At 73.8% G+C, this 25,407-nt stretch carries 17 protein-coding genes, 1 tRNA gene and 1 pseudogene; 6 read left to right on the plus strand and 13 right to left on the minus strand.

Annotated features, from left to right (window positions below; translation table 11 throughout):
- The first annotated feature begins 275 nt into the window (after window positions 1-275).
- Window positions 276-4,343, plus strand: coding sequence for a PAS domain-containing protein (locus ACZ68P_RS08145; RefSeq protein WP_471004107.1), 4,068 nt, complete (start codon window positions 276-278; stop codon window positions 4,341-4,343).
- A 106-nt stretch (window positions 4,344-4,449) separates the two neighbouring features.
- On the opposite strand, the gene ACZ68P_RS08150 is transcribed toward ACZ68P_RS08145, so the two are convergent.
- The 11 genes and pseudogenes from ACZ68P_RS08150 to ACZ68P_RS08200 form a co-directional block, all read right to left on the minus strand.
- On the minus strand, window positions 4,450-6,096 hold the full coding sequence (locus ACZ68P_RS08150; RefSeq protein ID WP_471004109.1) for a long-chain fatty acid--CoA ligase: 1,647 nt from the start codon (window positions 6,094-6,096) through the stop codon (window positions 4,450-4,452).
- 134 nt (window positions 6,097-6,230) lie between these two features.
- Complete coding sequence (locus ACZ68P_RS08155; RefSeq protein ID WP_471004111.1) at window positions 6,231-6,797, minus strand: SigE family RNA polymerase sigma factor; 567 nt, start codon at window positions 6,795-6,797, stop codon at window positions 6,231-6,233.
- Window positions 6,798-7,070: 273 nt separating this feature from the next.
- Window positions 7,071-8,042, minus strand: a complete 972-nt coding sequence (locus ACZ68P_RS08160; RefSeq protein ID WP_471004113.1) for a DUF1906 domain-containing protein — start codon at window positions 8,040-8,042, stop codon at window positions 7,071-7,073.
- Window positions 8,043-8,094: 52 nt separating this feature from the next.
- Window positions 8,095-9,261: a lipid-transfer protein gene (locus tag ACZ68P_RS08165; RefSeq protein WP_471004115.1), complete on the minus strand. Its 1,167-nt coding sequence runs from the start codon at window positions 9,259-9,261 to the stop codon at window positions 8,095-8,097.
- Window positions 9,262-9,452: 191 nt separating this feature from the next.
- A pseudogene (locus ACZ68P_RS08170) lies at window positions 9,453-9,827 on the minus strand (MaoC family dehydratase); the annotation flags it as partial.
- A complete protein-coding gene (locus ACZ68P_RS08175; RefSeq protein ID WP_471004116.1) occupies window positions 9,824-10,897 on the minus strand; it encodes an acyl-CoA dehydrogenase family protein in 1,074 nt (357 codons plus the stop codon). The gene ACZ68P_RS08175 and the pseudogene ACZ68P_RS08170, both read right to left, overlap by 4 nt.
- A 1-nt stretch (window position 10,898) precedes the next feature.
- The gene (locus tag ACZ68P_RS08180) at window positions 10,899-11,969 is read right to left on the minus strand and encodes a bifunctional MaoC family dehydratase N-terminal/OB-fold nucleic acid binding domain-containing protein (protein ID WP_471004118.1); all 1,071 of its coding nucleotides are present in this window, start codon (window positions 11,967-11,969) and stop codon (window positions 10,899-10,901) included.
- Window positions 11,966-13,144: an acyl-CoA dehydrogenase family protein gene (locus tag ACZ68P_RS08185; protein WP_471004120.1), complete on the minus strand. Its 1,179-nt coding sequence runs from the start codon at window positions 13,142-13,144 to the stop codon at window positions 11,966-11,968. Before ACZ68P_RS08185 ends, ACZ68P_RS08180 begins: the two co-directional genes overlap by 4 nt.
- A 291-nt stretch (window positions 13,145-13,435) precedes the next feature.
- Window positions 13,436-15,133 carry a DUF2079 domain-containing protein gene (locus tag ACZ68P_RS08190; RefSeq protein WP_471004122.1) on the minus strand — a complete coding sequence of 566 codons (1,698 nt, stop codon included), beginning with the start codon at window positions 15,131-15,133 and terminating at the stop codon, window positions 13,436-13,438.
- Between the two features lie 100 nt (window positions 15,134-15,233).
- Window positions 15,234-15,320, minus strand: a tRNA-Ser gene (locus ACZ68P_RS08195).
- Window positions 15,321-15,367: 47 nt separating this feature from the next.
- Window positions 15,368-16,852, minus strand: coding sequence for a S1C family serine protease (locus ACZ68P_RS08200; protein WP_471004124.1), 1,485 nt, complete (start codon window positions 16,850-16,852; stop codon window positions 15,368-15,370).
- A 173-nt stretch (window positions 16,853-17,025) separates the two neighbouring features.
- On the opposite strand from ACZ68P_RS08200, the gene ACZ68P_RS08205 reads away from it, so the two are divergent.
- The 3 genes from ACZ68P_RS08205 to ACZ68P_RS08215 all read left to right on the plus strand — a co-directional run bounded on the left by ACZ68P_RS08205 (window position 17,026) and on the right by ACZ68P_RS08215 (window position 19,875).
- Window positions 17,026-17,847 carry a glycerophosphodiester phosphodiesterase gene (locus ACZ68P_RS08205; RefSeq protein ID WP_471004126.1) on the plus strand — a complete coding sequence of 274 codons (822 nt, stop codon included), beginning with the start codon at window positions 17,026-17,028 and terminating at the stop codon, window positions 17,845-17,847.
- Between the two features lie 72 nt (window positions 17,848-17,919).
- Entirely contained in the window at window positions 17,920-18,522 is a 603-nt protein-coding gene (locus ACZ68P_RS08210) for an ATP-binding protein (RefSeq protein WP_471004128.1), read from the plus strand.
- Window positions 18,523-18,906: 384 nt separating this feature from the next.
- On the plus strand, window positions 18,907-19,875 hold the full coding sequence (locus tag ACZ68P_RS08215) for a DUF5926 family protein (RefSeq protein WP_471004130.1): 969 nt from the start codon (window positions 18,907-18,909) through the stop codon (window positions 19,873-19,875).
- A gap of 231 nt (window positions 19,876-20,106) precedes the next feature.
- On the opposite strand, the gene ACZ68P_RS08220 is transcribed toward ACZ68P_RS08215, so the two are convergent.
- Both ACZ68P_RS08220 and ACZ68P_RS08225 read right to left on the minus strand, forming a co-directional pair.
- Entirely contained in the window at window positions 20,107-20,778 is a 672-nt protein-coding gene (locus tag ACZ68P_RS08220; RefSeq protein ID WP_471004131.1) for a hypothetical protein, read from the minus strand.
- A gap of 179 nt (window positions 20,779-20,957) precedes the next feature.
- The gene (locus ACZ68P_RS08225; RefSeq protein ID WP_471004133.1) at window positions 20,958-21,728 is read right to left on the minus strand and encodes a bifunctional DNA primase/polymerase; all 771 of its coding nucleotides are present in this window, start codon (window positions 21,726-21,728) and stop codon (window positions 20,958-20,960) included.
- A 415-nt stretch (window positions 21,729-22,143) separates the two neighbouring features.
- On the opposite strand from ACZ68P_RS08225, the gene ACZ68P_RS08230 reads away from it, so the two are divergent.
- Together ACZ68P_RS08230 and ACZ68P_RS08235 are read left to right on the plus strand one after the other, a co-directional pair.
- Window positions 22,144-23,649: a PP2C family protein-serine/threonine phosphatase gene (locus ACZ68P_RS08230; protein WP_471004885.1), complete on the plus strand. Its 1,506-nt coding sequence runs from the start codon at window positions 22,144-22,146 to the stop codon at window positions 23,647-23,649.
- A gap of 214 nt (window positions 23,650-23,863) precedes the next feature.
- A complete protein-coding gene (locus ACZ68P_RS08235) occupies window positions 23,864-25,324 on the plus strand; it encodes an aminopeptidase P family protein (RefSeq protein WP_471004135.1) in 1,461 nt (486 codons plus the stop codon).
- The last annotated feature ends 83 nt before the right edge of the window (window positions 25,325-25,407 follow it).

Raw genomic sequence — 25,407 nt, forward strand, 5'->3', positions numbered from 1 at the left:
GATGCGGCGGGCGAGGGCGGCGGGGCGGTGACAGCGCCCGGTACGGACGTTCGGTGCGGGCGTGCGCCGGCCCGTCCCGCGGTGATCGCCCGCCGTGGTGACGTGCGGCGATCGCGTGAGAATGGCGTTCGGATCCTGCCGGGGGCATGAGACCACGCCCCTCGCCCACCGGGCCTGCCTTTAGACTCCTTCAGTGACAGGCCGCGGCCCGAGAGGCAAGATGGGCCCGGCCGGCCGCCAGGCAAGGTGCAGTGGGTCAGGGAGGAAGCGTCGTCGTGAGCAGCAGGCCATCCCGAGGCGCTGCTCGCCTCGCAGCCATACTTGACGCCCTCCCCGACGGCCTCGTGCTCGTCAACTGCAACGGCACGGTCGTCAACGCCAACACCATCGCCCTCGGCATGTTCGAGACCCCCGGCACCGCGCTCGTCGGGCGCGGGCTGCTCGATCTGCTGCCCGGCTTCGACTCCCGGCTGATCCCCGGCTCCATGCGGCGGCCCGAGGGCACCGACGAGCAGGGCCGCACCAAGCCGACCCGGATGATCGCCCGCCGCACCGACGGCAGCGAGTTCGCCGTCGAGGTGACCAGCGCCAGCCTGGAGGACGGGCGCGAGGCCTACGACTCGTACAGCGGCTACACCGGCGACGAGCTGCTCATGCTCGTCGTGCGGGACCTCACCGGCACGCTCGACACCGAGGCCGAACTGGCCCGCTCGCAGCGCCAGACCGAGATGATCCTGCGCGCCGCGGCGGAGGGCGTCGTCGGCACGGACACCGACGGCCGGGTCGTTCTGGTCAATCCCGCCGCCGCGCAGATCCTCGGCTTCCGCGCCAGCGACCTCGGCGGCAAGGAGCTGCACCCGCTGATCCTGCACTCGCGTCCGGACGGCGAGCCGTTCCCGTACGAGGAGTCGCCGCTCGCCGACACGCTCAAGTCGGGCCGCAAGCACCGGGTCCGCAATCAGGTGCTGTGGGCGAAGAACGGCTCGCGGGTGCCGGTCGACCTGACAACCGCGCCGGTCCGGGACGGCGACCAGCTCGTCGGCGCCGTGATGACCTTCACCGACCGCCGGCCGTACGAACAGCTCGTCGAGAAGAGCACCGCCGAAGTCACCGGTCTCACCGAACGCCACGCCGCCGAAGTGGAGCGGCTGAAGGAGCGGCACGCGGCCGAGCTGGCGCAGGAGAAGGAGCGGTACGAGGCGGAGCTGGCGGGCCGGAAGGAACGGCACGAGGCGCTGGCCGCCCGGCACGAGCAGCTGACGGCCGTCCTCGGGGAGTCGCTGCGCGGGCCCTTGGAGGAGCTGCGCACGGAGCTCTCCACGCTCGCCGCCGACGACGCCGGGCAGCTGTGGCCCGAGGCCAACCAGTTGCTGCACCACCTGGCCGCCGGGTACGCGCGGATGACCACCCTCGTCGACAACGTCCTGGGCTACCAGCGGCTGGACGCCGGGGCGGAGGCGCTCGACAAGGGCGTCGTGCTGCTCGACGCGGCCGTGAGCGCCGGTGTCGACGGCGCCGTGGAGCTCATCGGGCCGGGGCGCGTCCAGTTCGCCGTGCACGCGCCGCCGATCGAGGCGGAGGTGGACGCGGGACGCCTCGCGACCGCGCTCGCGCATCTCGTCGCGGACGTGGCAGGGGTCGACTCGACCGGCAAGGCCCGGGTCGTCCCGGGTGCCGGGTACGCCGACTCGACGATCGTGGTGGCGGCCGCGCAGCGCGGCGATGTCGTACGGATCGAGGTCCGCGGGCCGTACGCCGGCGGCGACCCGGTCCACCAGCCCATCGTGCGCGGCATCGTGGCGGCGCACGGCGGTGTGGTGCAGACGCACGAGGTGCCGGGAACGGGCGGCAGCGCGTACGTCCTGGAGGTGCCGATCGGCGCCGGCCGGGGGACGGTCGCCTCTCCGCCGGCCGGGCCGGCGCGGCCGGAGCTCCAGGCGGCCCCGGCGGTGCGGGCGGGTCGGGAAGCGCAGGCGGACCAGGGGTCCGGGGCGGTCCGGACGGGCCAGGGATCGGACGCGGGTCAGGCGGGTCACGGATCGGGTGCGGTCCAGGCGGGTCACGGATCGGACGCGGGTCAGCCGGGTCACGGATCCGATGCCGGCCAGGCGGCCGGCTCCGAGCAGGGGCCCGCGGCGGGACAGCTCGCGCTGCCCGCGCAGGCGTCCGAGACCCACGGCGGCGGCCGGCGGCGAGCCCGACGGGCGTCCACCGACGCCTTCCTCGACAGTCCGGTGGCCCCCGGGGACGGACCCGGGCCGACGGGGCGCCGCCGCGGGCGTACGGAGTCGGCGCAGGCGCCGACCACGCCCCACGCGGGGACCCCGGCCGAGCTGATCCCGGCCCAGAACGCGGGTACGGCCCCGAACTCCGTCCCGAACTCCGCCGTGGGCGCGGCCGACGCGGCCGGGCCCACCGGGCGCCGCCGTGGCAGGCCCGCCGAGGGTTCCGTGGTGACCGCGGCCGAGAGCGCGCAGGGACGAGCCGCGCTCGGGGAGACCGTGCCTCCGCAGGGCGTCCCGGTCGAGGCTTCCGCGCCCGCCCTGGCCCGGGCCCTGCCCGCCGTCGCGAGCCCCGAGGAGGGCGGCGCCTCGGCGCAGCCCACCGGGCGTCGGCGGCGCGCCCTCGCGGCCGCGCAGGAGCGGGCCGCGGCGGCCGAGGCCGGACCGCGTACGCCGTTCGCGCTGCCGCCGGCGGACGCCGACCCGGACACGGACACGCAGCCCGAGCCCGCGGCCCCGGCCCCGGCACACCAGCACCAGCACCAGCACCAGCAGCCCGTTCCGGCCGCAGGGGCCGCGCAAGGACCGTCCATTCCGTCGGCGCCGCTTCCCGTGAGCGACGAGGGGCGACACGAGGCCGTACCTTCCCTGCCGGACGCCGGTCCCACGCCTGCCCCCTCCCACCCTCAGCCGTACCCGCAGCCGCAGCCCGTCGGCGAGCCGACCGGCCGTCGCCGGGCGGCCGACGCCCCGGACCCCTCGGCCGTCACCCCGAGCGCCCCGGGTGCTCCGGGCGCCGCCCAGGAGGCCGCGACCGCCACCGGTTCCGTACCGCTGCCGCCGGCGCAGCCGTTGCCCGCCGAGGCACCGGTCCCGCGCGACCAGGCGCAGGGCGAGCGGGTCCCCAAGGACCGGACACAGGGCGGGCGGGCGTTCAGTGTCCGGACGCTCGGGCAGGGCGTGCCCTTCGCCCAGCAGATCGCGGCCCAGCAGTCGGCCGCGCAGCAGAGCGCGCCGAGCCAGACCACCACCACCGGCACCGGAACCAGCCCTGGAAGCACGCCCGGGGCGGGAACGTACGTGCCCCACGGGACGAACGGGTCCAACGGGTCCAACGGGTCGGGGCGGCGGCGCAAGCTCGCCACGCCGCCGGAGGGCGACCGGCCGTCCGCGGCCGCCGCGTCCGCCCCCGCACCCGCCGCCGATCCGGCGGCCAGGCCGCACCCGCAGCCCGCCACCCCCGCGCACAAGCTCGCTCCCCCCGCCCCCGAAGGGCGCGCGTACGCCATAGGAGCGCCCGCCGAGGGCTCCGCCGAGGGGCCCGAGCCGCTCGACGGCCCCGGGGGCGCGGTCGAGGTCGCGAACCGGCCGCTGCCGCAGCCCGTCGACGACGAGCTGCCCCCCGAGCCGCTGGACAACCCGCGCCGTCTGCTCGTCTGGCCCGCGCCGGACGTCGCCACGCAGCAGGCGCTGAGCGACCGCGGCTACCGCCCGGTGATCGTGCACTCCCGCGAGGAGGTGGACGCCCAGATCGCCGCCTTCCCGGCCGCGCTCTTCGTCGACCCGCTGACCGGCCCGATCACGCGCACCGCCCTGCAGTCGCTGCGCCGGGCCGCCGTCGCCGCCGAGGTGCCGGTCCTGCTCGCGGCCGGGCTCGGCCAGGCCACCCGGGAGGCGGCGTACGGCGCCGACCCGGCCGTGCTCCTGAAGGCGCTGGCGCCCCGCGACAGCGAACAGCACCCGTCGCGTGTCCTGCTCATCGAGGAGCACGAGGAGATCGCCCTGGCGCTCGCCGCGACCCTGGAGCGGCGCGGGATGCAGGTGGCGCGGGCCGCGACCGACACCGAGGCGGTCACGTTGGCCACGCAGACACGGCCGAACCTCGTGGTGATGGACCTGATGCAGGTGCGCCGCCGACGGGCCGGGATCATCGACTGGCTGCGGGCGAACGGGCAGTTGAACCACACCCCGCTCGTCGTCTACACCTCCGCGGGTCTCGACGAGGCGGAGCTGCCGAGGCTGGCGTCCGGCGAGACGGTCCTCTTCCTGGCCGAACGGTCCACGAGCAACGAGGTGCAGGCCCGGATCGTGGACCTGCTGGCGAAGATCGGGACCAACTAGACCCGGCCCGGCCGCGGCCGTACGGAACGCGAAGATCCCGGCCGTACGGAACGCGAAGGGGGAGGGGGCCGGACGCCCCCTCCCCCCGCCTGTTCCCGCGGCCGCGTCAGAGCTGCGTGACGTCCAGCTCGCCCTCCGCGTACTGCTTGCGGATCACCTTCTTGTCGAACTTGCCCACGCTCGTCTTCGGCACGGCCGGCACGATCGCCCAGCGCTCCGGCAGCTGCCACTTGGCGACCGATTCCGACAGGAACGCCTTCAGCGAGGCGTAGTCGGCCGTCGCGCCCTCCTTGAGGACGACGGTGGCCAGCGGGCGCTCGCCCCACTTCTCGTCCGGTACGGCGACGACGGCGGCCTCGGCGACCTCAGGGTGGGCCATGATCGCGTTCTCGAGATCGACGCTGGAGATCCACTCACCGCCGGACTTGATGACGTCCTTGGCGCGGTCGGTGAGCGTGAGGTAGCCGTCGGGGCTGATGACGCCGACGTCTCCGGTCTTCAGCCAGCCGTCCTCGCTGAACTTGTCCGCGGGGCGGATCGCCTCACCGTCGATCCCGCCGAAGTACGCGCCCGCGATCCAGGTGCCCCGGACCTCCAGCTCGCCGGCCGACTCGCCGTCCCACGGCAGGTGTTCGCCGCCGGGGCCGACGAGACGGGCCTCGACGCCCGCGGGGAAGCGGCCCTGGGTGACGCGGTAGGGCCACGCCTCCTCCTCGCTGAGCCCGGCCGGCGGGTGCGCCATGGTGCCGAGCGGGGAGGTCTCGGTCATGCCCCAGGCGTGACAGAGGCGGACGCCGAGCTTGTCGTACGCCTCCATGAGGGAGGGCGGGCAGGCCGCGCCGCCGATGGTGACCTGGCGCATGGAGGACAGGTCGCGCGGGTTGGCGGTGACCTCGGCGAGGAGGCCCTGCCAGATGGTCGGGACGGCGGCGGCGTGGCTCGGCCTCTCGCGCTCGATCATCTCGGCGAGGGGGGCCGGCTGGAGGAAACGGTCCGGCATGAGCATGTTGATGCCGGTCATGAAGGTGGCGTGCGGCAGGCCCCAGGCGTTGACGTGGAACTGCGGGACGACGACGAGGGTGGTGTCCTTCTCGGTCAGGCCCATCGACTCCGCCATGTTCACCTGCATCGAGTGCAGGTAGATGGAGCGGTGGGAGTAGACGACACCCTTGGGGTCGCCGGTGGTGCCGGAGGTGTAGCACATGGCCGCGGCGGAGCGCTCGTCCAGTTCGGGCCAGTCGAAGGTGGTGGCGCGCCCGGCGATCAGCTCGTCGTAGTCGTGCACCCGGGGCGTCACTCCGTCGAGGACGGAACGGTCGCCGGGGCCCGACACCACGATGTGCTCGATGGTCGGCAGGTGGGGGAGCAGCGGGGCGAGGAGGGGCAGCAGGGAGCCGTTCACGATCACCACGCGGTCGGCGGCGTGGTTGACGATCCAGACGAGCTGCTCGGGGGGAAGGCGCAGGTTCAGGGTGTGGAGGACCGCGCCCATGGACGGGATCGCGAAGTACGCCTCGACGTGCTCGGCGTTGTTCCACATCAGGGTGGCGACCCGCTGGTCGCCGGTGACTCCGAGCTCGTCGCGCAGGGCGTTGGCCAGCTGGGTCGCGCGCGCCCCCGTCTCCGCGAAGGTGCGGCGCTGCGGCTCGGGATCACCGGTCCAGGTGGTGATCAGGGACTTCCCGTGGATCGTCATCCCGTGCTTCAGGATGCGGGTCACGGTCAGCTGTACGTCCTGCATGGTGCTCAGCACGGCGTCCTCCCGGTGGGCGCTACGTGGCAGTAAGGGTGTGGAGATTCTGCGCACATACCACGCGGTATGTCACTACCCGGGAGTACGGAAATTGCCAGTGATGACTGGCAGGGGGGTCGGGGAGGGGTCGCCCCCTACCGTACGGGGGACAGCTCCGGGTCCTCGCGGAGCTTGCCGAGAGCCCGCGACACCGCGCTCTTGACCGTGCCGACGGACACTCCGAGCACCTCGGCCGTCTGGGCCTCGCTCAGGTCCTCGTAGTACCGGAGGACGACCATCGCCCGCTGCCGGTCGGGAAGCCGCATCACCGCGCGCCACATGGCGTCGTGCAGGACCTGCCGCTCGGCCGGGTCCGGCTCGGGCAGTCCGGCCGGCTCGGGCAGCTCGTCGCAGGCGAACTCGTCGACCTTGCGCTTGCGCCACTGGGACGTACGCGTGTTCAGCAGCGCGCGGCGGACGTAACCGTCCAGGGCGCGGTGGTCCTCGATCCGCTCCCAGGCGACGAAGGTCTTGGCCAGCGCGGTCTGCAGCAGGTCCTCGGCGTCCGACGGGTTCGCCGTCAGCGAGCGCGCGGTGCGCAGCAGCACGGGGCCACGGGCCCGTACGTACGAGGAGAAGGACGGGTAGCCGGTGGTCACGGCGGCCCCCAGGGCGGCCGTGGAGGCGCCGGCGCAGACGGGGCCAGAAGGTGGCGGAGTCATGACTCCACGCTAGGAGCGGGGAGATGCCCGGGGATCGGCCCCAGGTCCCGACCCGCACTCCGCCTCAGGTTGTAGGGGTGGGGATTGCTGGACCTCCTGAAGGTGGAGCCGGTGCACTGCCCGGGTAAGGGTCGGGGTGCCCGACCGGGGGTGAGGGCGGGCACCTGGGACGGGTGCCGGCGCGAGGGCCGGGGCCGGCCTGGGATCAGGGCCTGGTGCGGGTCAGGGGAGGACGCGGGTCAGGGGAGGGTGCGGGTCAGGGGAGGGGGCGGGTCAGGGGAGGACGTCGGCGACCGGGGCGTCGACCGAGTTGCGGTCGATCACCATGCGGCTCCCGCCGTACGACTCCGTGACATTGCCCGCGTACTGGTGGATCCGCCCGTACTCCCGCCAGGCCGAGGACGGCAGGACGGGCTCCGTGTAGAGCGCCGGGGTGCCGCGCCAGCGGGCGAACCAGAGCACCGCGGGGAGGTCCTTGGTCCCTTCCTTCCGCTCCTTCTCCATGTGGCGGATGCCGGTCTCGACGCTGCTGTAGAACCCGGGCAGATAGCCGAGACGACGGACCTCGCGGTTCCACGCCCGGACGAAGAGGAGCGTGGTGTCGGCGCAGGCCTGGTCGGTGATGCGGTAGGCCTCCATGTCGAGGTAGAGCGGGCTGGACGGTCCGATCCCCAGGGCGCGGGCCGCCTTCACGGCGTCCGCCCCTTCACGCGTGCCCTGGAGCCAGGGCGTGCGGCCGATGGGGACGTCCTTCTTGTGCTCGGCGAAGACGCACGGCGCCTGCGAGCCGACGAAGAGCGGGAGGAGTCGCCACCCGAGGGCGTGGACCGAGGCGACCCAGTCCGGGGTGAGATGCCGCTGGGTGGGACAGCCCCGGCCGCGACCGCCGAAGTAGATGCCGACGGCCCGGTACGGCGAGGCGCGCCACGCCTTCATCACGGCGAGGGAGGGCGCCTCGCAGGTGTCGAAGGCCTTGCCCGCGAACGGGCGGTACGGGGCCCGGGCAGGGGCGCCGGGGGCGGCCGGGGCTCCCGGGGCGGCCGCGGGCGCGGCGGCGGGCGGCGCGGCCACGGGCGGCCCCGGGGGCGCCGTCGCCGGGGCGACGAGTACGGCGGCGGTGAGCGCGGCCGCCAGGGCGGGGGCCGTCGTCCGCGCCCGTAGGGACCGGTGGCGGGGCGGTGCCGAACGGTGGCGGGGCCGCGCCGAGCGGTCGTGAGGCCCCGTCACGTCCTGAGAGCTGTCCATGGGGTGAGTGAAGAGCCACCCGCCCCGCACGGCCACCGCTCGGGCCGTCCCCTCAGCCGTCCGAGCCCAGGATCAACCCGGACGTGGGAACCCCGGTGCCCGCCGTGACCAGCGTCCTGGCGGCGCCGGGCACCTGGTTCACGGACGTGCCGCGTACCTGCCGCACCGCCTCGGCGATGCCGTTCATGCCGTGCAGGTAGGCCTCCCCGAGCTGCCCTCCGTGGGTGTTCAGCGGCAGCGCGTCCGCCGCCACGAAGTCCGCCGCCTCGCCGGGCCGGCAGAACCCGAACTCCTCCAGCTGCATCAGGACGAAGGGCGTGAAGTGGTCGTAGAGGATCCCGACGTCGATGTCGGCCGGTGCGAGCCCCGAGGTCCGCCACAGCTGCCGCGCCACCACCCCCATCTCCGGGAGCCCGGTCAGGTCGTCACGGTGGAAGCTGGTCATCGCCTCCTGACGGCGGCCGGCGCCCTGGGCGGCGGCGAGGACCACGGCGGGAGGACGGCGCAGGTCGCGGGCCCGTTCGGTCGAGGTGACGACGATCGCCTGACCGCCGTCCGTCTCCTGGCAGCAGTCGAGGAGGCGGAGCGGCTCCACGATCCAGCGGGAGGCGGCGTGGTCGGCGAGGGTGATCGGCTTCCCGTGGAAGTAGGCGGCGGGGTTGCGGGCCGCGTGCCGGCGGTCGGTGACGGCGACGTGGCCGAAGGCGTCGGGCGTCAGTCCGTAGGCGTGCAGGTACCGCTGGGCGGTCATGGCGACCCACGAGGCCGGGGTGAGCAGCCCGAAGGGGAGCTGCCAGCCGAGGGCGGCGCCCTCGGCGGAGGGCTCGCGCTGCTGGACGCCGGAGCCGAAGCGGCGGCCGGAGCGTTCGTTGAACGCGCGGTAGCAGACGACGACTTCGGCGACGCCGGTGGCGACGGCGAGGGCGGCCTGCTGGACGGTGGCGCAGGCGGCCCCGCCGCCGTAGTGGACGCGGGAGAAGAAGGACAGCTCGCCGATGCCGGCCGCCTGGGCGACGGTGATCTCGGGGCTGGTGTCCATGGTGAAGGTGACCAGGCCGTCGACGTCGGCCGGTGTGAGCCCGGCGTCGTCGAGGGCCGTGTGCACGGCCTCGACGGCGAGCTTCAGCTCGCTGCGGCCGGAGTTCTTGGAGAACTCCGTCGCCCCGATGCCGGCGACGGCGGCGCGGCCGCCGAGCGCGTCGGCCCTCCGGACGCTCATGCCGGGCCTCCCGGGCCGGGGGACGTGGGTGGAAGCGGGGTCGCGGGCGGGGTCGTTGTCGGGCCCGCGGGCGGACGCGCGGGCGGAGTCGCGGGCGGGCTCGCGCCCGGACGGACGGGCGGGCATTCGGGCGGGCTCGCGTCCGGAGTCGCGTCCCGACGCGCGTACGGGCCTTGGGGCGGGCTCGCGGTCAGGCTGAGGGTCACGGTGCCGGTGACGTGGTGCCCGATGCCGTTGGCGCCCGTCACCCGGACCTGGGCCGTGGTGCCGTCGACCTCCGTGACGGTGCCGGTCAGCGTCATCGTGTCGCCCGGATGGTTGGGCGCGCCCAGCCGTATCGCCACCTTGCGGAGCACCGCGCCGGGCCCGAAGTGGTCGGTGACGTACCGCCCCACCAGGCCGTTGGTCGTCAGGATGTTCATGAAGATGTCCGGAGAGCCCTTCTCCCGCGCGAGCTCGGCGTCGTGGTGCACGTCCTGGTAGTCGCGGGACGCGACGGCTCCGGCGACGATCAGGGTGCGCGTGATCGGGATCTCCAGCGGCGGCAGCTCGTCCCCGGCCTTCACGTCGGTTCTCCGTTCGCGAGGAGGTCGCCGAGTTCGGCGAGGAGTGCGGTGCCGCAGCCGAGGTACGCGTCGAGCTGTCTGCCCCACAGGAAGTGCCGGTGCACGGGATGGTCGAGGTCCGCGCCCGTGCCGCCGTGCAGATGCTGCCCGGCGTGGACGACCCGCTTTCCGGCCTCGGACGCCCACCAGGCGGCCGTCAGCGCCTGTTCCTCCGCCGGCAGACCGTGGTCGTGCCGCCACGCCGCCTCGTAGGCGGTGACCTGGATCGCCTCGGTGTCCATGTGGGCGTCGGCGGCCCGCAGCTGCACCGCCTGGCGGGAGGCGAGCGGGCGCCCGAACTGTTCCCGGACGGAGGTGTGGGCCACGGCCCGGGCCAGCGACCCCGCGCACACCCCGGCCTGGAGCCCGGCGAAGGCGATCCGGGCCGTGGCCAGCACGTCCTCGTACGCCCCCGGGCCGCCGAGCCGCTCGCCGCGAGCACGGTCGAGGACGAGCCGGCCGGCGGCCCAGGGAGCGGTGAGCTCGACGGGCGTGACGACCACCGCCGGCACCTTGGCCGCCCCTGACGCCTCCCGCACCGCCCTCTCCTCGGCGACGGGGACGAGCCAGAGGGTGTGCTCGTCGTCCGGTACGAGGACGTGCGTCGCGTCCCTCAGCCAGGGAACCCAGGTGACCTCGCCGGAAAGGCGCCTGTCGGGGCCGGCGCGGACGGCCCCCGTGGCCGGGAAGGCGCCGGTCGCCACCGACGTACCGTCCTCGAAGCCCGGCAGCAGCCGGGCGCGCTGCGTCTGCGTACCGTGGCAGGCGACGGCGAGGAGCCCGTACACGCAGCTCGCCGTGAACGGCACCTGAGCGGTCGTCCGCCCCTGCTCCTCGGCCAGCAGCACCAGACCCAGCAGCCCGGTCTCCCCGACCGCCTCCGGCAGACCGGCCGCGCAGAGGGCCTTCCACAGCTCCACGTCCGAGTCCGTGCCGGCGGCGGCGAGCCGTTCGTGCGTGGCGAAATCGCCGAAGATCCGCGCCGCCAGCCCGGCGGCGGCGGTCTGCTCCTCCGTCGCGGTGAAGTCCATGTCAGCCCTCGCCCCCCACCGTCGCCCGGAAGACGGGCAACTCCAGTTCCTCGTCCACCCGGAGGAACTCCAGCTGGACCGGCATCCCGATCCGCACCTTGTCGTACGGCACACCGACCACGTTGCTGACCATGCGGACGCCCTCGGCGAGTTCGATCAGGCCGACGGCGTAGGGCGGGTCGAAGGCGGGGAACGGCGGGTGGTGCATCACCACGTACGAGTAGACGGTCCCGGCCCCGCTCGCCTCGAAGGTGTCCCACTCCTGAGAGCCGCAGGCGTTGCAGCCGGGCAGCCAGGGGAAGCGCGGGGTCGCGCACGTCCCACAGCGCTGGACGAGCAGCCGGTGCGCGGCGACGCCCTCCCAGAAGCCGGCGTTGTCCCGGTTGATCACGGGCCGGGGCCGCCTCGCCGCCCTCACCACCCCATCCGCAGCCTGACTCCCGGCTTCCTTCCCGGCTTCCTTCCCGGCCTGCTTCCCCGCTTCCTTCGCGGCTCTCCGGGGGGCGTACTTGAGGATGCGGAAGCGGTGGGTGCCGGCGAGTTCGCCGCGCGTACGGACGTCCATGCGGGTCGTGACGAAGTACCCGGTCCCGAGCTTGGTGGTCTTGCGTTCCGAGACCGACTCGATCACCGCGTCGAAGGTGACGAGGTCCCCCGGACGCAGGGGCCGCAGGTACTCCTGTTCGCAGTCGGTGGCGACGACGGAGCTGTACCCGGCGGTGTCGAGGAGGGTGAGCAGCTCGTCGTAGGCCCCGGATCGGTCGGTGTGGCCGGAGAGGCCGCCCATCGTCCACGCCTGGAGCATGGTGGGCGGGGCGACGGCGTCCGGTCCCGCGTACGCCGGATGGGTGTCGCCCATGGCCTCGCACCAGTGCCGGATCATCGGCTCGTTGACCGGGTCCTTGCCGATCCCCCCGGTGGCGGCGGCGCGGCCTTCGTAGGACCTCAGCCGCTCGTACAGGTCCGGGAGGCCGGCGCGGGCGGCCTCGGGACCGGTCGTCGCGTCAGGGAGGACGCCGCTCGGGCCGGGGGGGCGCGGGAGCCCTCGCGTTTCGGTGGAGTCGGCGCTCATCGACGCCCCTCTCCCCTGCGCGTACGCCCCATGCCCAGCCGCATCGTGGCGACGATCTCGCGCTGCACCTCGCTCACGCCCCCTCCGAAGGTGTTGATCTGCGCGGCGCGGTTCATCCGCTCGAGCTCCCCGCCGTCGACCGCTCCGGGTGATACCGCCCTGACCAGGCCCGCCTCGCCCGCGATCTCCTGGCAGATGCGGTACACCTCGACCGCCGACTCGGTGCCGGCGACCTTCACTCCGGCGGCATCGCCCGGGGCGAGCCTGCCGGCCCCCACGTCGGCGACGAGGCGCCAGTTCAGCAGGCGGGTCGCCGCCAGCCGGGCATGGGCCTCGGCCGCCCGGATCCGGACCCACGGCTCGTCGACGCGGCGCCGCCCGGTCGCCGGGTCCGGGTCACGGGCCCGGCGGAGCGCGGACCGGAAGAAGTCCTCGGCCTGCATGCCGATCGCGGCGAGGGCGACGCGTTCGTGGTTGAGCTGGTTGGTGATCAGGCTCCAGCCGGCATTCTCCTCCCCGACGAGGTTTCCGGCCGGCACGCGGATGCCGTCGTAGTAGGTCGCCGTCGTCGTCAGCCCGCCGACGGTCTCGATCGGCGTCCACGAGAAACCGGGGGCGTCCGTCGGGACGAGGAGGATGGAGATGCCCCGGTGCTTGGGCGCGTCGGGGTCGGTGCGGCAGGCCAGCCAGATCCAGTCGGCGTTCTGGGCGTTCGAGGTGAAGATCTTCTGCCCGTCGATCAGCCAGGAGCCGCCGTCCCGTACCGCCCGGGTCCGCAGGGAGGCCAGGTCGGTACCGGCCTCGGGCTCGCTGTAGCCGATGGCGAAGACGAGTTCGCCGCGCAGGATCGCCGGCAGGAAGGCGGTCTTCTGCTCCTCGGTGCCGTACTTCATCAGGGTCGGCCCGACGGTGTTGAGGGTGACCATGGAGACGGGGGCGCCGGCCCGGTACGCCTCGTCGAAGAAGACGAACTGCTCGTCGGGGCCCCGGCCCTGCCCTCCGTACTCCCGCGGCCAGCCGAGCCCCAGCATGCCGTCGGCGCCCATCCGGCGCAGGAGGGAGCGCTGGGCGGCGGTGTCGGTGGCGGGCGGGGGGCCGTCGGGCATCAGGGTGCGGAAGTACGCGCGGAGTTCGGCACGCAGCCGCAGCTGCCGCTCGGTCGGGGCGAGATGCACGGCGACGGGCCTCCCGGGTCGGCGACGAGTTTTCTGACTGTCCGTCAGATACACGACCCCTGTCAAGGTCACCGGCGGGACGTGCGTACGGGTAAGGGCCGGGGACGCGCTCGGGGACACAGCGGGACGTGCGTACGGGCACGGAAGGGGCGCGCGTACGGGCACGGAAGGGGCGCGCGTACGGGCACCGGCCCGAGCGGCCGTCGCCGCGGGGCCGAGGCGCCGAGAGGCCGAGGCGCCGCCCGCTCCCCGCCCCCGGAAGGGTCGGCGTAGGCCCGGCTGTAGGGCTGGCTACCTCTGGAAGAGCCCGCTCCCCACGTCCGAGGGCACCTTCTCGCGGACGGGGACGCTGTCCGGCCCCGGCAGCCGTGTGCCCGGGACGGGAACCGGCCGGACGCGGTGCAGCAGCACCACACCGTCCTGGCGCAGGACTTCCCGGTAACCGTGGTCCAGGAGGAGCGTGACGCGTTGCCGCTGCTCGGTGATCGTGGCGAAGGGGAAGGTGCGTTCGTCCACCCGCAGGAGCACCCAGTCGGCGCCGCGCGGGGTGGCGTCGACGAGGACCACGTCCGTACGGGCGGAGAGCCGGGGGACGACGGTGTTGTCCGCCTCCACGGTCGCGCCGTCGGGAATGCGCTCGGCCGCCACGGCCAGGGCGCGCTTGTCCGGACGGGGCTGCCAGGAGCCGGGGTTCACCAGGAGGCCGAGCCCGAGGGCGACGGCCGCCGCCGAGGCGAGGACGACCGCCGCACCGGCCGACCACCGTACGAAGGTGTGGCGCCGGGAGCCGCGCCGGTGGAGGCGGGCGAGGGTCTCCAGGGCGGCCGTGAGGAGGATCGGCCACAGGAAGGCGTCGTAGTGGTTGATCACCGGCCAGTGGTTCGGGTTGTCGGACAGCACCCGCTCGGCCAGCAGGGGCACGGCGAGCAGGAAGGTGGGCGAGCCGGCCGGCAGCAGCGCCAGGGTGCCCAGGATCCAGGCCAGCATGGCGATCTTGACGGCGGGGGTGACGGCGACCTGGAGCACCACCCACGGCTCGGTCAGGACGTGGGCCAGTGCGGCACCCGGGTCCGCTCCGAGGCGGCCGTAGGACCAGTAGTAGCCGGGAGGGCTGCCCATGGCAGGCAGGAACCGGACGATCACGAAGGCCGAGATCGCCGGGCCGGCGACCGCCAGCGCGGCCCCCACGGCGCGCCCGGTGCGGTCGCCCGCGCGGTGGGCGCGGACCGCAAGGACGAGGCCGAACGCCCCGGCCACCAGGCCCATGTCCTCCTTGGTCAGGCACAGCGCGACCGCCCACAGCGCCGCGGCGCCGTACCGCCGGGCCAGCCCGCGCTCCAGCATCAGGAGCGTGACCGGCACCGCGAAGGCCACCTCGTGGAAGCCGGTGTACGAGGAGTTCAGGAGCGGCCACCCCAGCGCGTACACCAGCCCCCCGAGATCGGCCGCCCGGCGCACCACCTCGGGTGCCGCCCCGGCGAAGCAGTGGCGGGCGATCCGCCGGACCACCGGCACGCCGACGGCGAACAGGCCGGCCTGGGCGACGATGAGCGTCCGCGGGTCGTCCCACACCCAGTAGAGCGGCGCGAGGAGGGCCAGGAGGGGGGTGAAGTGATCGCCGAGGAGCGAGAAGTCCGGCGGGAACTCGTGGTGCACGTTCTTGATGGGCGACCTGGGCAGTTCGACGTGCGCGTAGGCGCGTACGGCCTGGTCGAATATCCCGAGGTCGAAACCGGTCACCCGCAGGGCCGTCCAGGACTGCAACCCGAGCCCGCAGCACACCAGGAAGCACAGCAGCACCGACGCGACCCCACGCCACCGGCCGCCGTCCCTCGCCCCGGCCGGCTCCCCGACCGCCGCCCGACGGCTCTCCCCGGCCCCCTCACCGCGGCCACGCCCCGCCTCGACCGCCCCCGCCGCCGCACCGCCTCGCGGACCGGGCACCTGGACGGACCCCTGCCACTGCGCCCACCCCGATCGGATCCCCATGCGCGGGACCCTACTGGGCACCCACCCGGCCACCGGGCCAGAGGGGCGGAACGACAGGAGCCTCCGCCCGGTCTCGCCGGTCGGAGGCTCCGCACCACCGCGGTGGGTGTGGGATTTGAACCCACGGTGACATCGCTGCCACGACGGTTTTCAAGACCGTTCCCTTAGGCCGCTCGGGCAACCCACCCCGCGCCGGTTCCCGCACGGGAGCGGCGCGGGGGACAGCCTAGCCGGTCAGTTGTCGCCCGTGCGTTCGCCGAGGGTGACCGTGGTCGTGGTCGTCTTGCCGTCGCGCTCGTAGGTGAGCTTGATCGCGTCGCCCGGCTCGTGGGTCCAGATCTCGCTGATGAGGGTCGGGCCGCTGTCGATCTGGCGGTCGCCGAAGCCGGTGATCACGTCGCCCGCCTTGAGGCCGGCCTTCGCGGCCGGACCGTTGGGGGTGACCGACGGCGTGCCGCCCGCGCCCTGTTCGGCGATGGTCGCGCCCTCGCCCTTGTCGGTCATGTTCACCGTCGCGCCGATCACCGGGTACACCGGCTTGCCCGTCTTGATCAGCTGCTCGGCCACGTTCTTCGCCTGGTTGACCGGGATCGCGAAGCCGAGGCCGATCGAGCCCGCCTGGGACTGGCCGAAGCCGCTGCCCGTCGACTGGATCGCGGAGTTGATGCCGATCACCGCGCCGCTCGCGTCCAGCAGCGGGCCGCCGGAGTTGCCCGGGTTGATCGAGGCGTCGGTCTGCAGGGCGCTCATGTACGAGTTCTTGCCGCTGGAGCCGTCGCCCGAGGCGACCGGGCGGTTCTTGGCGCTGATGATGCCGGTCGTGACCGTGTTCGACAGGCCGAAGGGCGCGCCGATCGCGATCGTGGAGTCGCCGACCGCCACGCTGTCCGAGTTGCCGAGGGGCAGCGGAGTCAGCCCTTCCGGCGCCTCCTTCAGCTTCACGACGGCCACGTCGTAGCCCTCGGCCCGGCCCACGACCTCGGCGTCGTACGTCTTGCCGTTGGAGAAAGTCGCGGAGAGCGTGCCGCCCTCCGCCGCGGAGGCCACCACGTGGTTGTTGGTGAGGATGTGGCCTTCCTTGTCGTAGACGAAGCCGGTGCCCGTGCCGCCCTCGCCCTCCTCCTCGCCCTGGGCGCCGCCGGACTTCGCCTGGATGGTGACGACGCTCGGCAGTGCCTTGTTGGCCACCGCCGCGACCGTGCCCGGGTCGCGCTTGAAGGAGGCCGGGGAGTCGCCCGCCGAGACCGTGGTCGAGCTCGAACCGCCGTCACCGCGCTCGGCGGCCCAGTAGCCGATGCCGCCACCGACGCCGCCGGCCACCAGGGCGGCCGCGAGGACCGCCGCCACGAGGCCGCCGGTCCGCTTGCGCGGGGCCGCCGGGGAGGCCGGGGCGGCGGCGCCCCACGCCGGCACGTTGGGCGGCGGCGGGGGCCAGCCGCCCGCCGCCCCCGAGGAGGCGTGCGCGGGCGCGCCGGCGGGCGCCTGGGTGTACGCCCCCGCGGGCCCGTGCGGCGGCGCCTCGGCCGGGGGTGTCACGGGCAGCGGCGCCGCGGCCGGCTCGGGCCGGGGGGAGGGTCCCGGAGCCGCCTGCGGCGCCGCTGCCTGCTCTGACGCGTCCACCGCCGGCGCGGGCGGTACGGGAGGGGTGGGAGGCGTGGGAGGGGCGGACGGGGCAGTCGGGTCCGCCGGAACCGCCGTGCCCTCGTTCTCGGTACTCACAGCTCTCTCCTCGTTTACTGCGCGGGTGGATGCGGGCTCTGTGTGCGAACAGCTTTTCCCACAGGGCGTCAGGCCACTGTAAGCCGGAGCTGTGCGTCCGCACGTCTTTCTTTATTTACGGACAGAACGGACCCGATCCGATACGGCCGCTCCGCCAATGGCACCATGACGCGGTGACCCACGCACGGCAGCACACCGACCGCGGCCCCGCCCAGGTGGTCGCCCACCGCGGGGCCTCCGAAGACGCCCCGGAACACACCCTCGCCGCATACGTGAAGGCCATCGAGGACGGAGCCGACGCGCTCGAATGCGATGTCCGGCTCACCGCCGACGGCCATCTCGTCTGCGTCCACGACCGGCGTGTCAACCGCACCTCCAACGGCCGCGGCGCCGTCTCCGCCCTCGAGCTCGCCGATCTCGCCGCGCTCGACTTCGGCCTCTGGAAGGGCCGCGAGGAGGCGGGCGAGAGCCCGGACTGGAAGGACTCCGGCCTCACCTCCGTCCTCACCCTGGAGCGCCTCCTGGAGCTGGTCTCCGACGCCGGCCGGCGCGTCGAGCTGGCGATCGAGACCAAGCACCCCACCCGCTGGGCGGGCCAGGTCGAGGAGCGGCTGCTCCAGCTGCTTCAGCGGTTCGGCCTCGCCGAGCCGGCCGTCCCGGAGGAGTCGCCGGTGCGCGTGATGAGCTTCTCGGCCCGCTCGCTGCACCGGATCACGACGGCGTCGCCGAACCTGCCCACCGTCGCCCTGACGCAGTTCGTCACTCCCCGGCTGCGCGACGGGCGTCTGCCGGCGGGCGTGCGGATCGCCGGTCCGTCGATCCGGATCGTCCGCCACCACCCCACGGTGATCATGCGGCTGCAGAAGGCGGGACACCAGGTCCACGTCTGGACCGTGGACGATCCGGAGGACGTGGAGCTCTGCGAGCGGCTCGGCGTGGACGCGATCATCACGAACCGGCCGAAGCAGGTCCTGTCCCAATTGGGACGCCTTTAATCCCTTTCCCCTCCCGTATCGCCTCTTACAGGGAGTGCACCGGCGCGTTCGGACCGTACGCGATCGTCACGAGTGCGTCACCGCACGCGTATCGGCCGGTTTCCGGTCCAGTCCATTGGGGCATCCACACCGTGGCGTGGGGCAAAGGAGGTCTCGGGGGTGGCGTTGGTGGTGGCACAAGAAGTGCCCACGTCGTCGAGCATGGCCGTGCCTCATGGCCCTGCCGGCGTGGGCAAAGCTCGACACCGTATGCGGGAGCAGCTGAGCCGCAGCGGGATGTCGGAATCGGTCGTCGACGATGCGGTCCTGATCCTTTCCGAGCTCCTCAGCAACGCCTGCCGGCACGGCAGGCCGCTGGGGCGGGCGGAGATGGGCGACGGCGACGTGCGCGCCGCCTGGCGCGTCGACGACGCGGGCGGTCTGACGGTCGAGGTGACGGACGGCGGTGGGCCCACACGGCCCGTTCCCTCGACGCCCTCGGTCACCGCACGCGGCGGCCGCGGGCTGAACATCATCAGCGCGCTCGCCCGGGACTGGGGCGTGCGGGACAGCGCGACCGGCGAGGTCACCGTCTGGGTGGTCGTCACGGAAGGCCATCGCCGCGAGGACTTCGCGGCCAGGGTCGGCGGCGGCTCGGGCTTCGACTTCCTGGACTCCTACGACGACCTGGACTGACGGGCGCGCGGCACAGCGGTCGCGGTGGTGGGAAAAGCGGCAGGGAACGCTGAGGCGAAGCGCGCGGAACGCCGAGGGAAAAGGAAAGCGGCGGAAAAGGCGCCGAGGGGCGGCTGAAGGAAAGCAGCCGGCCTGAGGGAGGAAAGCAGCCGGAAAACCGGGAAGCCGGAACGGCTGTCAGCCCTGGCCGGCCCCGCGGCCGCTGCCGAGCGTCTGCCGAACCTCGCGGACTTCGACTTCGCGGACTTCGCCGAAGCATGCCGAACGAAAGGCGAAGCCTGAGGCCCGTGGCACGTCCGTGCGGCTAGGCTCGCCCGACACAGAGCCGTGCACCGGGCACAGCACTGCACCACCGCACCGCCGCTATCGGGAGAAAGCCACACCATGGCCAAGAAGCGCCCCCAGACGAAGGCCGCCAAGGCACAGGTCACGAACGGGGAGATCCCGGTCGTCGGCGCGCGCGAGCCGTGCCCGTGCGGATCGGGCCGCCGCTACAAGGCGTGTCACGGCCGGGCCGCCGCGCACGCCGTGACCGAGCTGGTCCAGCGCCCCTTCGAGGGCCTGCCCGGCGAGTGCGACTGGGTCGCGCTGCGCGAGCTGGTGCCCGCCGCCACCGTCCCCCTCACCCTGAGGGACGGGCTGCCCGAGGGCGTCCCCTCGGTCACCCTGGCCACCGTGCTGCCGATGGCGTGGCCGGCACTGCGTCGCGACGACGGCTCCGTGCTGCTCGCGCTCCAGAACGACTCGTCCTCCGGCGACCTCGCCCGCGACCTCGCCGACACCCTCCAGCGCGCCCTGGAGGCGGAGCCCGGCACGCCGGTCGCCGGCCGCCGTGTCCCGGCCGAGGGCCCGCGTTTGCAGGATCTGCTCGACCCGAAGGGCGATTTCGCGCCGGAGGTGCACACGGGCTTCGAATTCTGGATTCCGGAATCCGCGGACAACACCAACCCCGAGGTCGCCGCCTCCCTGGAGCGCGCCAACGCCGCGGCGATCCCCACCGTCAAGCTGACCGGTGTGGACGCGGCGTACTGGTGCGAGACCCCGGAGAAGAACCACCTCCGCTGGGTCATGCCGCACCCCGAGGAGAAGCTCCTCGACGCGCTCGCCCGCCTGCACGCCGCCGGTACGTCCTCGCTCGGCGACGACACCCGCCTCGTGGGCTCCTTCCGCGCGCACGGCCTGATGGTCCCCGTGTGGGACCTCCCCACGTCGATGGGCGCCGAGGAGTGCGAGAAGCCGGCCGCCGAGTTCGCCGAGCGACTGGCCGCCGCGCTGGCCTCGGACGCCCCGCTCACGCCGGAGGAGCGCCGTGCCCGCGGCGGCCTCACCAACCGTCAGGTCACTCTCAGCTGATGCTCCGGGTGGCGGCGGTCACTGACTGACCGATCAGTCGGTGACCTCCGCCACAACTCCCCGCACGGGCCGGAAAATCACTGTCCGAATAACCGAGATCGAATTTGCGAACCGCAGATCTCTTGTTACCGTTCTGGAAGCCCGGTCGCTGGTGCATCCCCCGTCGCCAGCGATCGGGCCTTCTCATGCCCTCGACCGGCCCCACCACGGCCCGCCGGCCCAACTGCCGCCTCATCCGGCAGGGTTGCTCCCCGAGCGCAGAAGCAGCGGCGTACTGGCCCCTTCTCCCGCTCCTGCGAATTCCGCGATCGCCGAATATGCCGAAGCCGCGCCCCTCGCACGCTCCTTCGGCGTCTCGCACGCCCCCGGTTCGTCCTGCGCCGTGATGGCACAGCGCACTTGTACGGTCCGCCCGCCCGGGCCCATCAGAGTGAGCACGGAGTCGAGCTCGCGGCCGGTGGCGTTGCGGTAGTACGTCCGGGCCCAGGTGTCGGGCCCCTCCGTCAGGACGCAGGTCTGCGCCTCGATCCCGTCGGGAGACCTGAGCTCGGGGCCGCACCGCGAGGCCCGCGCCGGCGGCCGCTCGGAGGCCGGTGCGGAAGCGGGGCCGCCGGCCGGTGCGGGGGCCGCGCCGGCCGGTGCGGAGGAGGCGTCCGGAGCGGAGCCGCCTTCCGACCCGTCGAGGCCGAGGCCGAGCCCGCGCGCACCGTCACCGCTGCCGTCACGGTCGTGCCTCTCGTCACCGCCGCGGCCTCGGTCGTCCGAGAGGAGCCCGCCGCCGGCCGCGGTCCTCTTCACACCCTCGGCGGGCCCCGGGCCGGCCGCCGGCCCCGCCAAGGCGGCCAGGGGCAGCAGCGTGGCGCACGCCACGACGGCACCGAGCCCGATCATGCGGAGATTCATGGGACCACCTGCCCGGCCGGCTGCGACTCGTGAACGGTGCGCCGAAGATATCGGCGGATCGTGGGCGCGCGGCCCGCCGCGCGCCCGATTCCGTACAAGTCGGGCCGCCTCGCACCCGTACGGGTGACGGAGCGGCCCCCGGCGGCCTCCGGTCGCCGCACGGCGGGTCCGGCGCCGCGTCAGTAGGCGAGTCTGCTGCCGCCGCCGGGGGCGCCCGTGCTGGCCTCCACCAGGGCGTCCACCACCGCCTCCACGTCCGGGAGCCACGGCCGGGCGGATCCGGCGAGGGGCGCGCGTTCCCAGCGCACCTGGCCGGTGCCCGCGGCCGACGGCGGGAGCAGGAGGTAGCCGCCCTCGCCGTGAAAACGCAGCGAGCTGGGCACGCTGTCCTTCGCGTAGAGGAGTTCACCGAGCCTTTCGAGGCTGTACGGGGCGACGAGCAGCGACCACCGGGTGGGCGTCGCCACCACGGGGCCGAGCCTCATGCCCATCGCGTCGAGGGCGGTCAGGGCCCGCGCCCCCGCCACGGCCGGCAGGCTGACCGCGCAGGGCGCGCCGCCGCCGGTGGCCAGGAGCAACGGGGCGTCCGGCCGGCGCGTCCACCACCAGCGGATCATGCGCTCGTCGGTGGTGGCCGCGAGCAGGCCGGGGTCGAAGGGGTGTGCGCCGGGCACCACGCACTCGGGGTCGGGGCAGGCGCAGCCCGCCCCTCTCGCCCCGTCGGAGGCGGCCGCGCCGCCTTCCGCCGTCCAGGTCGCCGTTCGCCTCGTCGCCCACGTCGCGGTCCGCGCCGTCGAGCGCGTCGTCGTCCGCGTCGTCGCCTTCAGCCCCACGCCGGGCAGTACGGGCCAGTCCCACTCGAGCGCGCAGGTGAGAGCCGCGTCGAGCTGGGCGGTCCTCTCCTTGCGCCGGAACCGGAGCCTGCGTCGCCTTCCGAGGATCTCGCGCATGCGCGCTCGTTCCTTTCCGTTGAACGCCGAATCCACATCACACCATGTGCAGATCACTTCACTGTGCGTATCAGCGCGTACAAGGTCGGTGGTTCGCCGCCCCGCGTCGATGGGACGGGACGGACCGAGCCGCAGCTCGTCATCCACTCGGGCCACTCGAAACACGTTCCCCGCCACTCGGGGATGGGTGCGGCCTGCGGCGATGAAGACGCCCGGGCTCCGCGTCAGGTTCCGGAGCAGCTCCAACTGCCCCTGACTGTCACCGTTTACGTACCCGTCACGATCAGAATGACGCGCTTTCAAACGACGCCAGTCGACCGCAAAAGGTGCACACCGTGGGCAATTTTCGGCCAACTTCCTCAGTAGTTCAACCCTTCTGCACGACCCCGCAGACACCACAAGTCCCGTGGGGACAATGCTGGACATCGCTCCTCTTGTGCGTGTACATGTGGACGCATGGATAGCGGCGCAGAATGACATGGGGGTTTGCGATGCTATTGCGCGAAACGCACCAGTCGGAAAGCCGACAGCTATGAGCGCCCCTCACCTGCCGAAAGTGGCTGGAATCGATTCAACGGTTCCCTCTCCCACGCACACTGCGCCCCTCCCGGGCGTCCCCGCCGCACCTCTCCCGCCCGGTGCGCTGATCCAGGACCGCCTGGCCTCCTGGGTCTCCGACCTCACCACCCTCCACGAACTCACCGAGCGCCTGGTCAGGACCGGTTCGCTCGACGAGGCCCTCCACGAACTGCTCCGCGCCGGAGCCACGCTCGTCGGCGCCCGCCGCGGCATGGCGGTCCTCGAGCCCGCCGACGGACTCGGCCCGGCGACCACCGTCGGGCTCGGACTCGCCCACGCCGACCTCGGCACCATCGAGACCGTCCCGCGCAGCGCCACCTCCTACGGCCGCATCCTGGAAGGCCTCCCCGATCCGGTGGCCGTCCCCGGCCCGATCGCCGTCCCCGACCTGCTCGGCGAGGCGGAGCTCGACCCCCGCCATCGCGAGGTCGCCGCCCGCCTCGGCTACGCCGCCAGTTACGCCCTGCCGCTGGCGACCGAGGCCGCGGGCAGGCTCGGGGCCGTCGTCTGGCTGTACGACGAACCCGCCGAGCCCGTCGAACGCCAGCGCCACCTCGTCGGCCTCTACGGCCGCTACGCCACCGAACACCTCGCCCGGCTCCTCGAACTCGAGCGCGCCCGCACGCAGGCCGCCACCATCGCCGAGGAGCTCCTCCCCAGCCGCCTCCCCCGCGTCCCCGGCGTCCAGCTCGCCGCCCGTCACCGCACCGGCCCGCGCGGCGGCGGCGACTGGTACGACGCGCTCCCCCTGCCCGAAGGGGCCCTCGGCCTCGCCGTCGGCTCCGTCTCCGGGACCGGCCCGAGCGCGCTCGCCGCGATGGGACGCCTGCGCGCCTCCCTGCGGGCGTACGCGGTGATGGAGGGCGAGGACCCCGTCGCCGTCCTCTCCGACCTGGAACTGCTGCTCCGGCTGACCGAGCCGGCCCGCTCCGCGACCGCGCTCTTCGCCTACGCCGAGCCGGCGCGGCGGAGGATCGTCCTGGCCGGGGCCGGGCACACCCCGCCGCTGGTCATCGGCGAGCACCGCACCGAGTTCGTCGAGACCTCGCTCTCGGCCCCGCTGGGCATGCTCGCCTGCTGGGAGGCGCCGAGCGTGGAACTCGCCCCCGCCCCCGGAGAAACGGTGCTCCTCTACACCGACGGGCTGCTCCGCCGCACCGGCGACCTCATGGACCGGGCCTTCGCCCGGCTGCACGCGGCCGCCGCCTCCGTACCGAAGGCGGACCGCGGCGACCCGGGCGCCATCGCCGATCACGTCCTGCGGAGCATGCTGCCCGACGACCCGCACGCCCCGGACCTGGCGGGCGAGGACGTCGTCCTCCTCGCGGCCCGGTTCGACTAGGGCCGCACCGGAACCCATGGCACCAGGTGACCTCCGTCGGGCACCCGTACCGCCTCCGTCATCGCCGAACCGGCGGGTGACCGGCCGGTACCGGCCGGTACGGGGAAGACCGGGCGGCGGGTGACTCCGGTAACAGGTCCTTCGACCCTGGGCCCCCTTCCGTACGACCGTACGATGGTGGGGGTTCAGTGTCGTACCAAGAGGAGGCAGACCCGTGGCCGAGGAGCTCACCCCGGAAACCCCGGAAGAGACCGAGGAGCCGATCAAGCAGCGCAAGAACGGCCTGTACCAGGGCGTCTCCGACGAGCTGGCCGAGAACATGAAGTCGGGCTGGGCCGACACCGAGCTGCACGACCTGCGGCCGATCCCCCAGGCCGAGCACACCGCCGCCCGCCGCGCCGCGCTGTCCGCGCGCTTCCCCGGCGAGCGCCTGGTGATCCCCGCGGGCAATCTGAAGACGCGCTCCAACGACACCGAGTACAGCTTCCGCGCCTCCACCGAGTACGCCTACCTCACCGGCGACCAGACCCAGGACGGCGTCCTCGTCCTGGAGCCGGCCAAGGCCGGCGGCCACACGGCGACGATCTACCTCCTGCCGCGCTCGGACCGCGAGAACGGCGAGTTCTGGCTCGACGGCCAGGGCGAGCTGTGGGTCGGCCGCCGCCACTCCCTCACCGAGGCCGAGCAGCTCCTCGGGCTTCCGGCCAAGGACGTGCGCGAGCTGCCCGCCGCCCTCGCCGAGGCCACCGGCCCGGTCCGCGTGGTCCGCGGCCACGACGCCGCCATCGAGGCCGCCCTGACCGACAAGGTCACCGCCGAGCGCGACGAGGAGCTGCGCGTCCACCTCTCCGAGGCGCGGCTCGTCAAGGACGCGTTCGAGATCGCCGAGCTGCGCAAGGCCTGCGAGTCGACCGCGCGCGGCTTCGAGGACGTCGTCAAGGTGCTGGACAAGGCCGAGGCGACCAGCGAGCGCTACATCGAGGGCACCTTCTTCCTGCGCGCCCGCGTCGAGGGCAACGACATCGGCTACGGCTCCATCTGCGCCGCCGGCCCGCACGCCACGACCCTGCACTGGGTCCGCAACGACGGCCCGGTCCGCTCCGGCGACCTGTTGCTGCTCGACGCCGGCGTGGAGACCACCGAGCTCTACACCGCCGACGTGACTCGCACGCTGCCCATCAACGGCCGGTACACCGAGCTCCAGCGCAAGATCTACGACGCCGTGTACGAGGCGCAGGAGGCCGGCATCGCCGCGGTGAAGCCCGGCGCGGCCTACCGCGACTTCCACGACGCCGCCCAGCGCGTCCTCGCCGAGAAGCTCGTCGAGTGGGGCCTCGTCGAGGGCCCGGTCGAGCGCGTCCTGGAGCTCGGCCTCCAGCGCCGCTGGACCCTGCACGGCACCGGCCACATGCTCGGCATGGACGTGCACGACTGCGCCGCGGCACGCACCGAGGCCTACGTCGACACGACGCTGGAGCCCGGCATGTGCCTCACCGTCGAGCCGGGCCTCTACTTCCAGGCCGACGACCTGACCGTGCCCGAGGAGTACCGGGGCATCGGCGTCCGCATCGAGGACGACATCCTCGTCACCGAGGACGGCAACCGGAACCTCTCGGACTCGCTGCCGCGCCGGTCCGACGAGGTCGAGGCGTGGATGGCCGGCCTGAAGGGCTGACGCTCCCGCCGCCCGTCGACGGAGAAGCCCCTGCCGATCAGCGTCGGCGGGGGCTTTCCCGTGTGCGCGTACGCGGAGGCGGG

It is taken from the genome of Streptomyces sp. NPDC036822, assembly GCF_055609145.1.

What these genes read in the sequence shown, in the direction of transcription:
- ACZ68P_RS08155 (WP_471004111.1), bottom strand. Translation starts at nt 6,797, where the DNA reads ATGACTCCGCCACCTTCTGGCCCCGTCTGCGCCGGCGCCTCCACGGCC.
- ACZ68P_RS08160 (WP_471004113.1), bottom strand. Translation starts at nt 8,042, where the DNA reads ATGGACAGCTCTCAGGACGTGACGGGGCCTCACGACCGCTCGGCGCGG.
- ACZ68P_RS08165 (WP_471004115.1), bottom strand. Translation starts at nt 9,261, where the DNA reads ATGAGCGTCCGGAGGGCCGACGCGCTCGGCGGCCGCGCCGCCGTCGCC.
- ACZ68P_RS08175 (WP_471004116.1), bottom strand. Translation starts at nt 10,897, where the DNA reads ATGGACTTCACCGCGACGGAGGAGCAGACCGCCGCCGCCGGGCTGGCG.
- ACZ68P_RS08180 (WP_471004118.1), bottom strand. Translation starts at nt 11,969, where the DNA reads ATGAGCGCCGACTCCACCGAAACGCGAGGGCTCCCGCGCCCCCCCGGC.
- ACZ68P_RS08190 (WP_471004122.1), bottom strand. Translation starts at nt 15,133, where the DNA reads ATGGGGATCCGATCGGGGTGGGCGCAGTGGCAGGGGTCCGTCCAGGTG.
- ACZ68P_RS08215 (WP_471004130.1), top strand. Translation starts at nt 18,907, where the DNA reads ATGGCCAAGAAGCGCCCCCAGACGAAGGCCGCCAAGGCACAGGTCACG.
- ACZ68P_RS08220 (WP_471004131.1), bottom strand. Translation starts at nt 20,778, where the DNA reads ATGAATCTCCGCATGATCGGGCTCGGTGCCGTCGTGGCGTGCGCCACG.
- ACZ68P_RS08225 (WP_471004133.1), bottom strand. Translation starts at nt 21,728, where the DNA reads ATGCGCGAGATCCTCGGAAGGCGACGCAGGCTCCGGTTCCGGCGCAAG.
- ACZ68P_RS08230 (WP_471004885.1), top strand. Translation starts at nt 22,144, where the DNA reads ATGCTGGACATCGCTCCTCTTGTGCGTGTACATGTGGACGCATGGATA.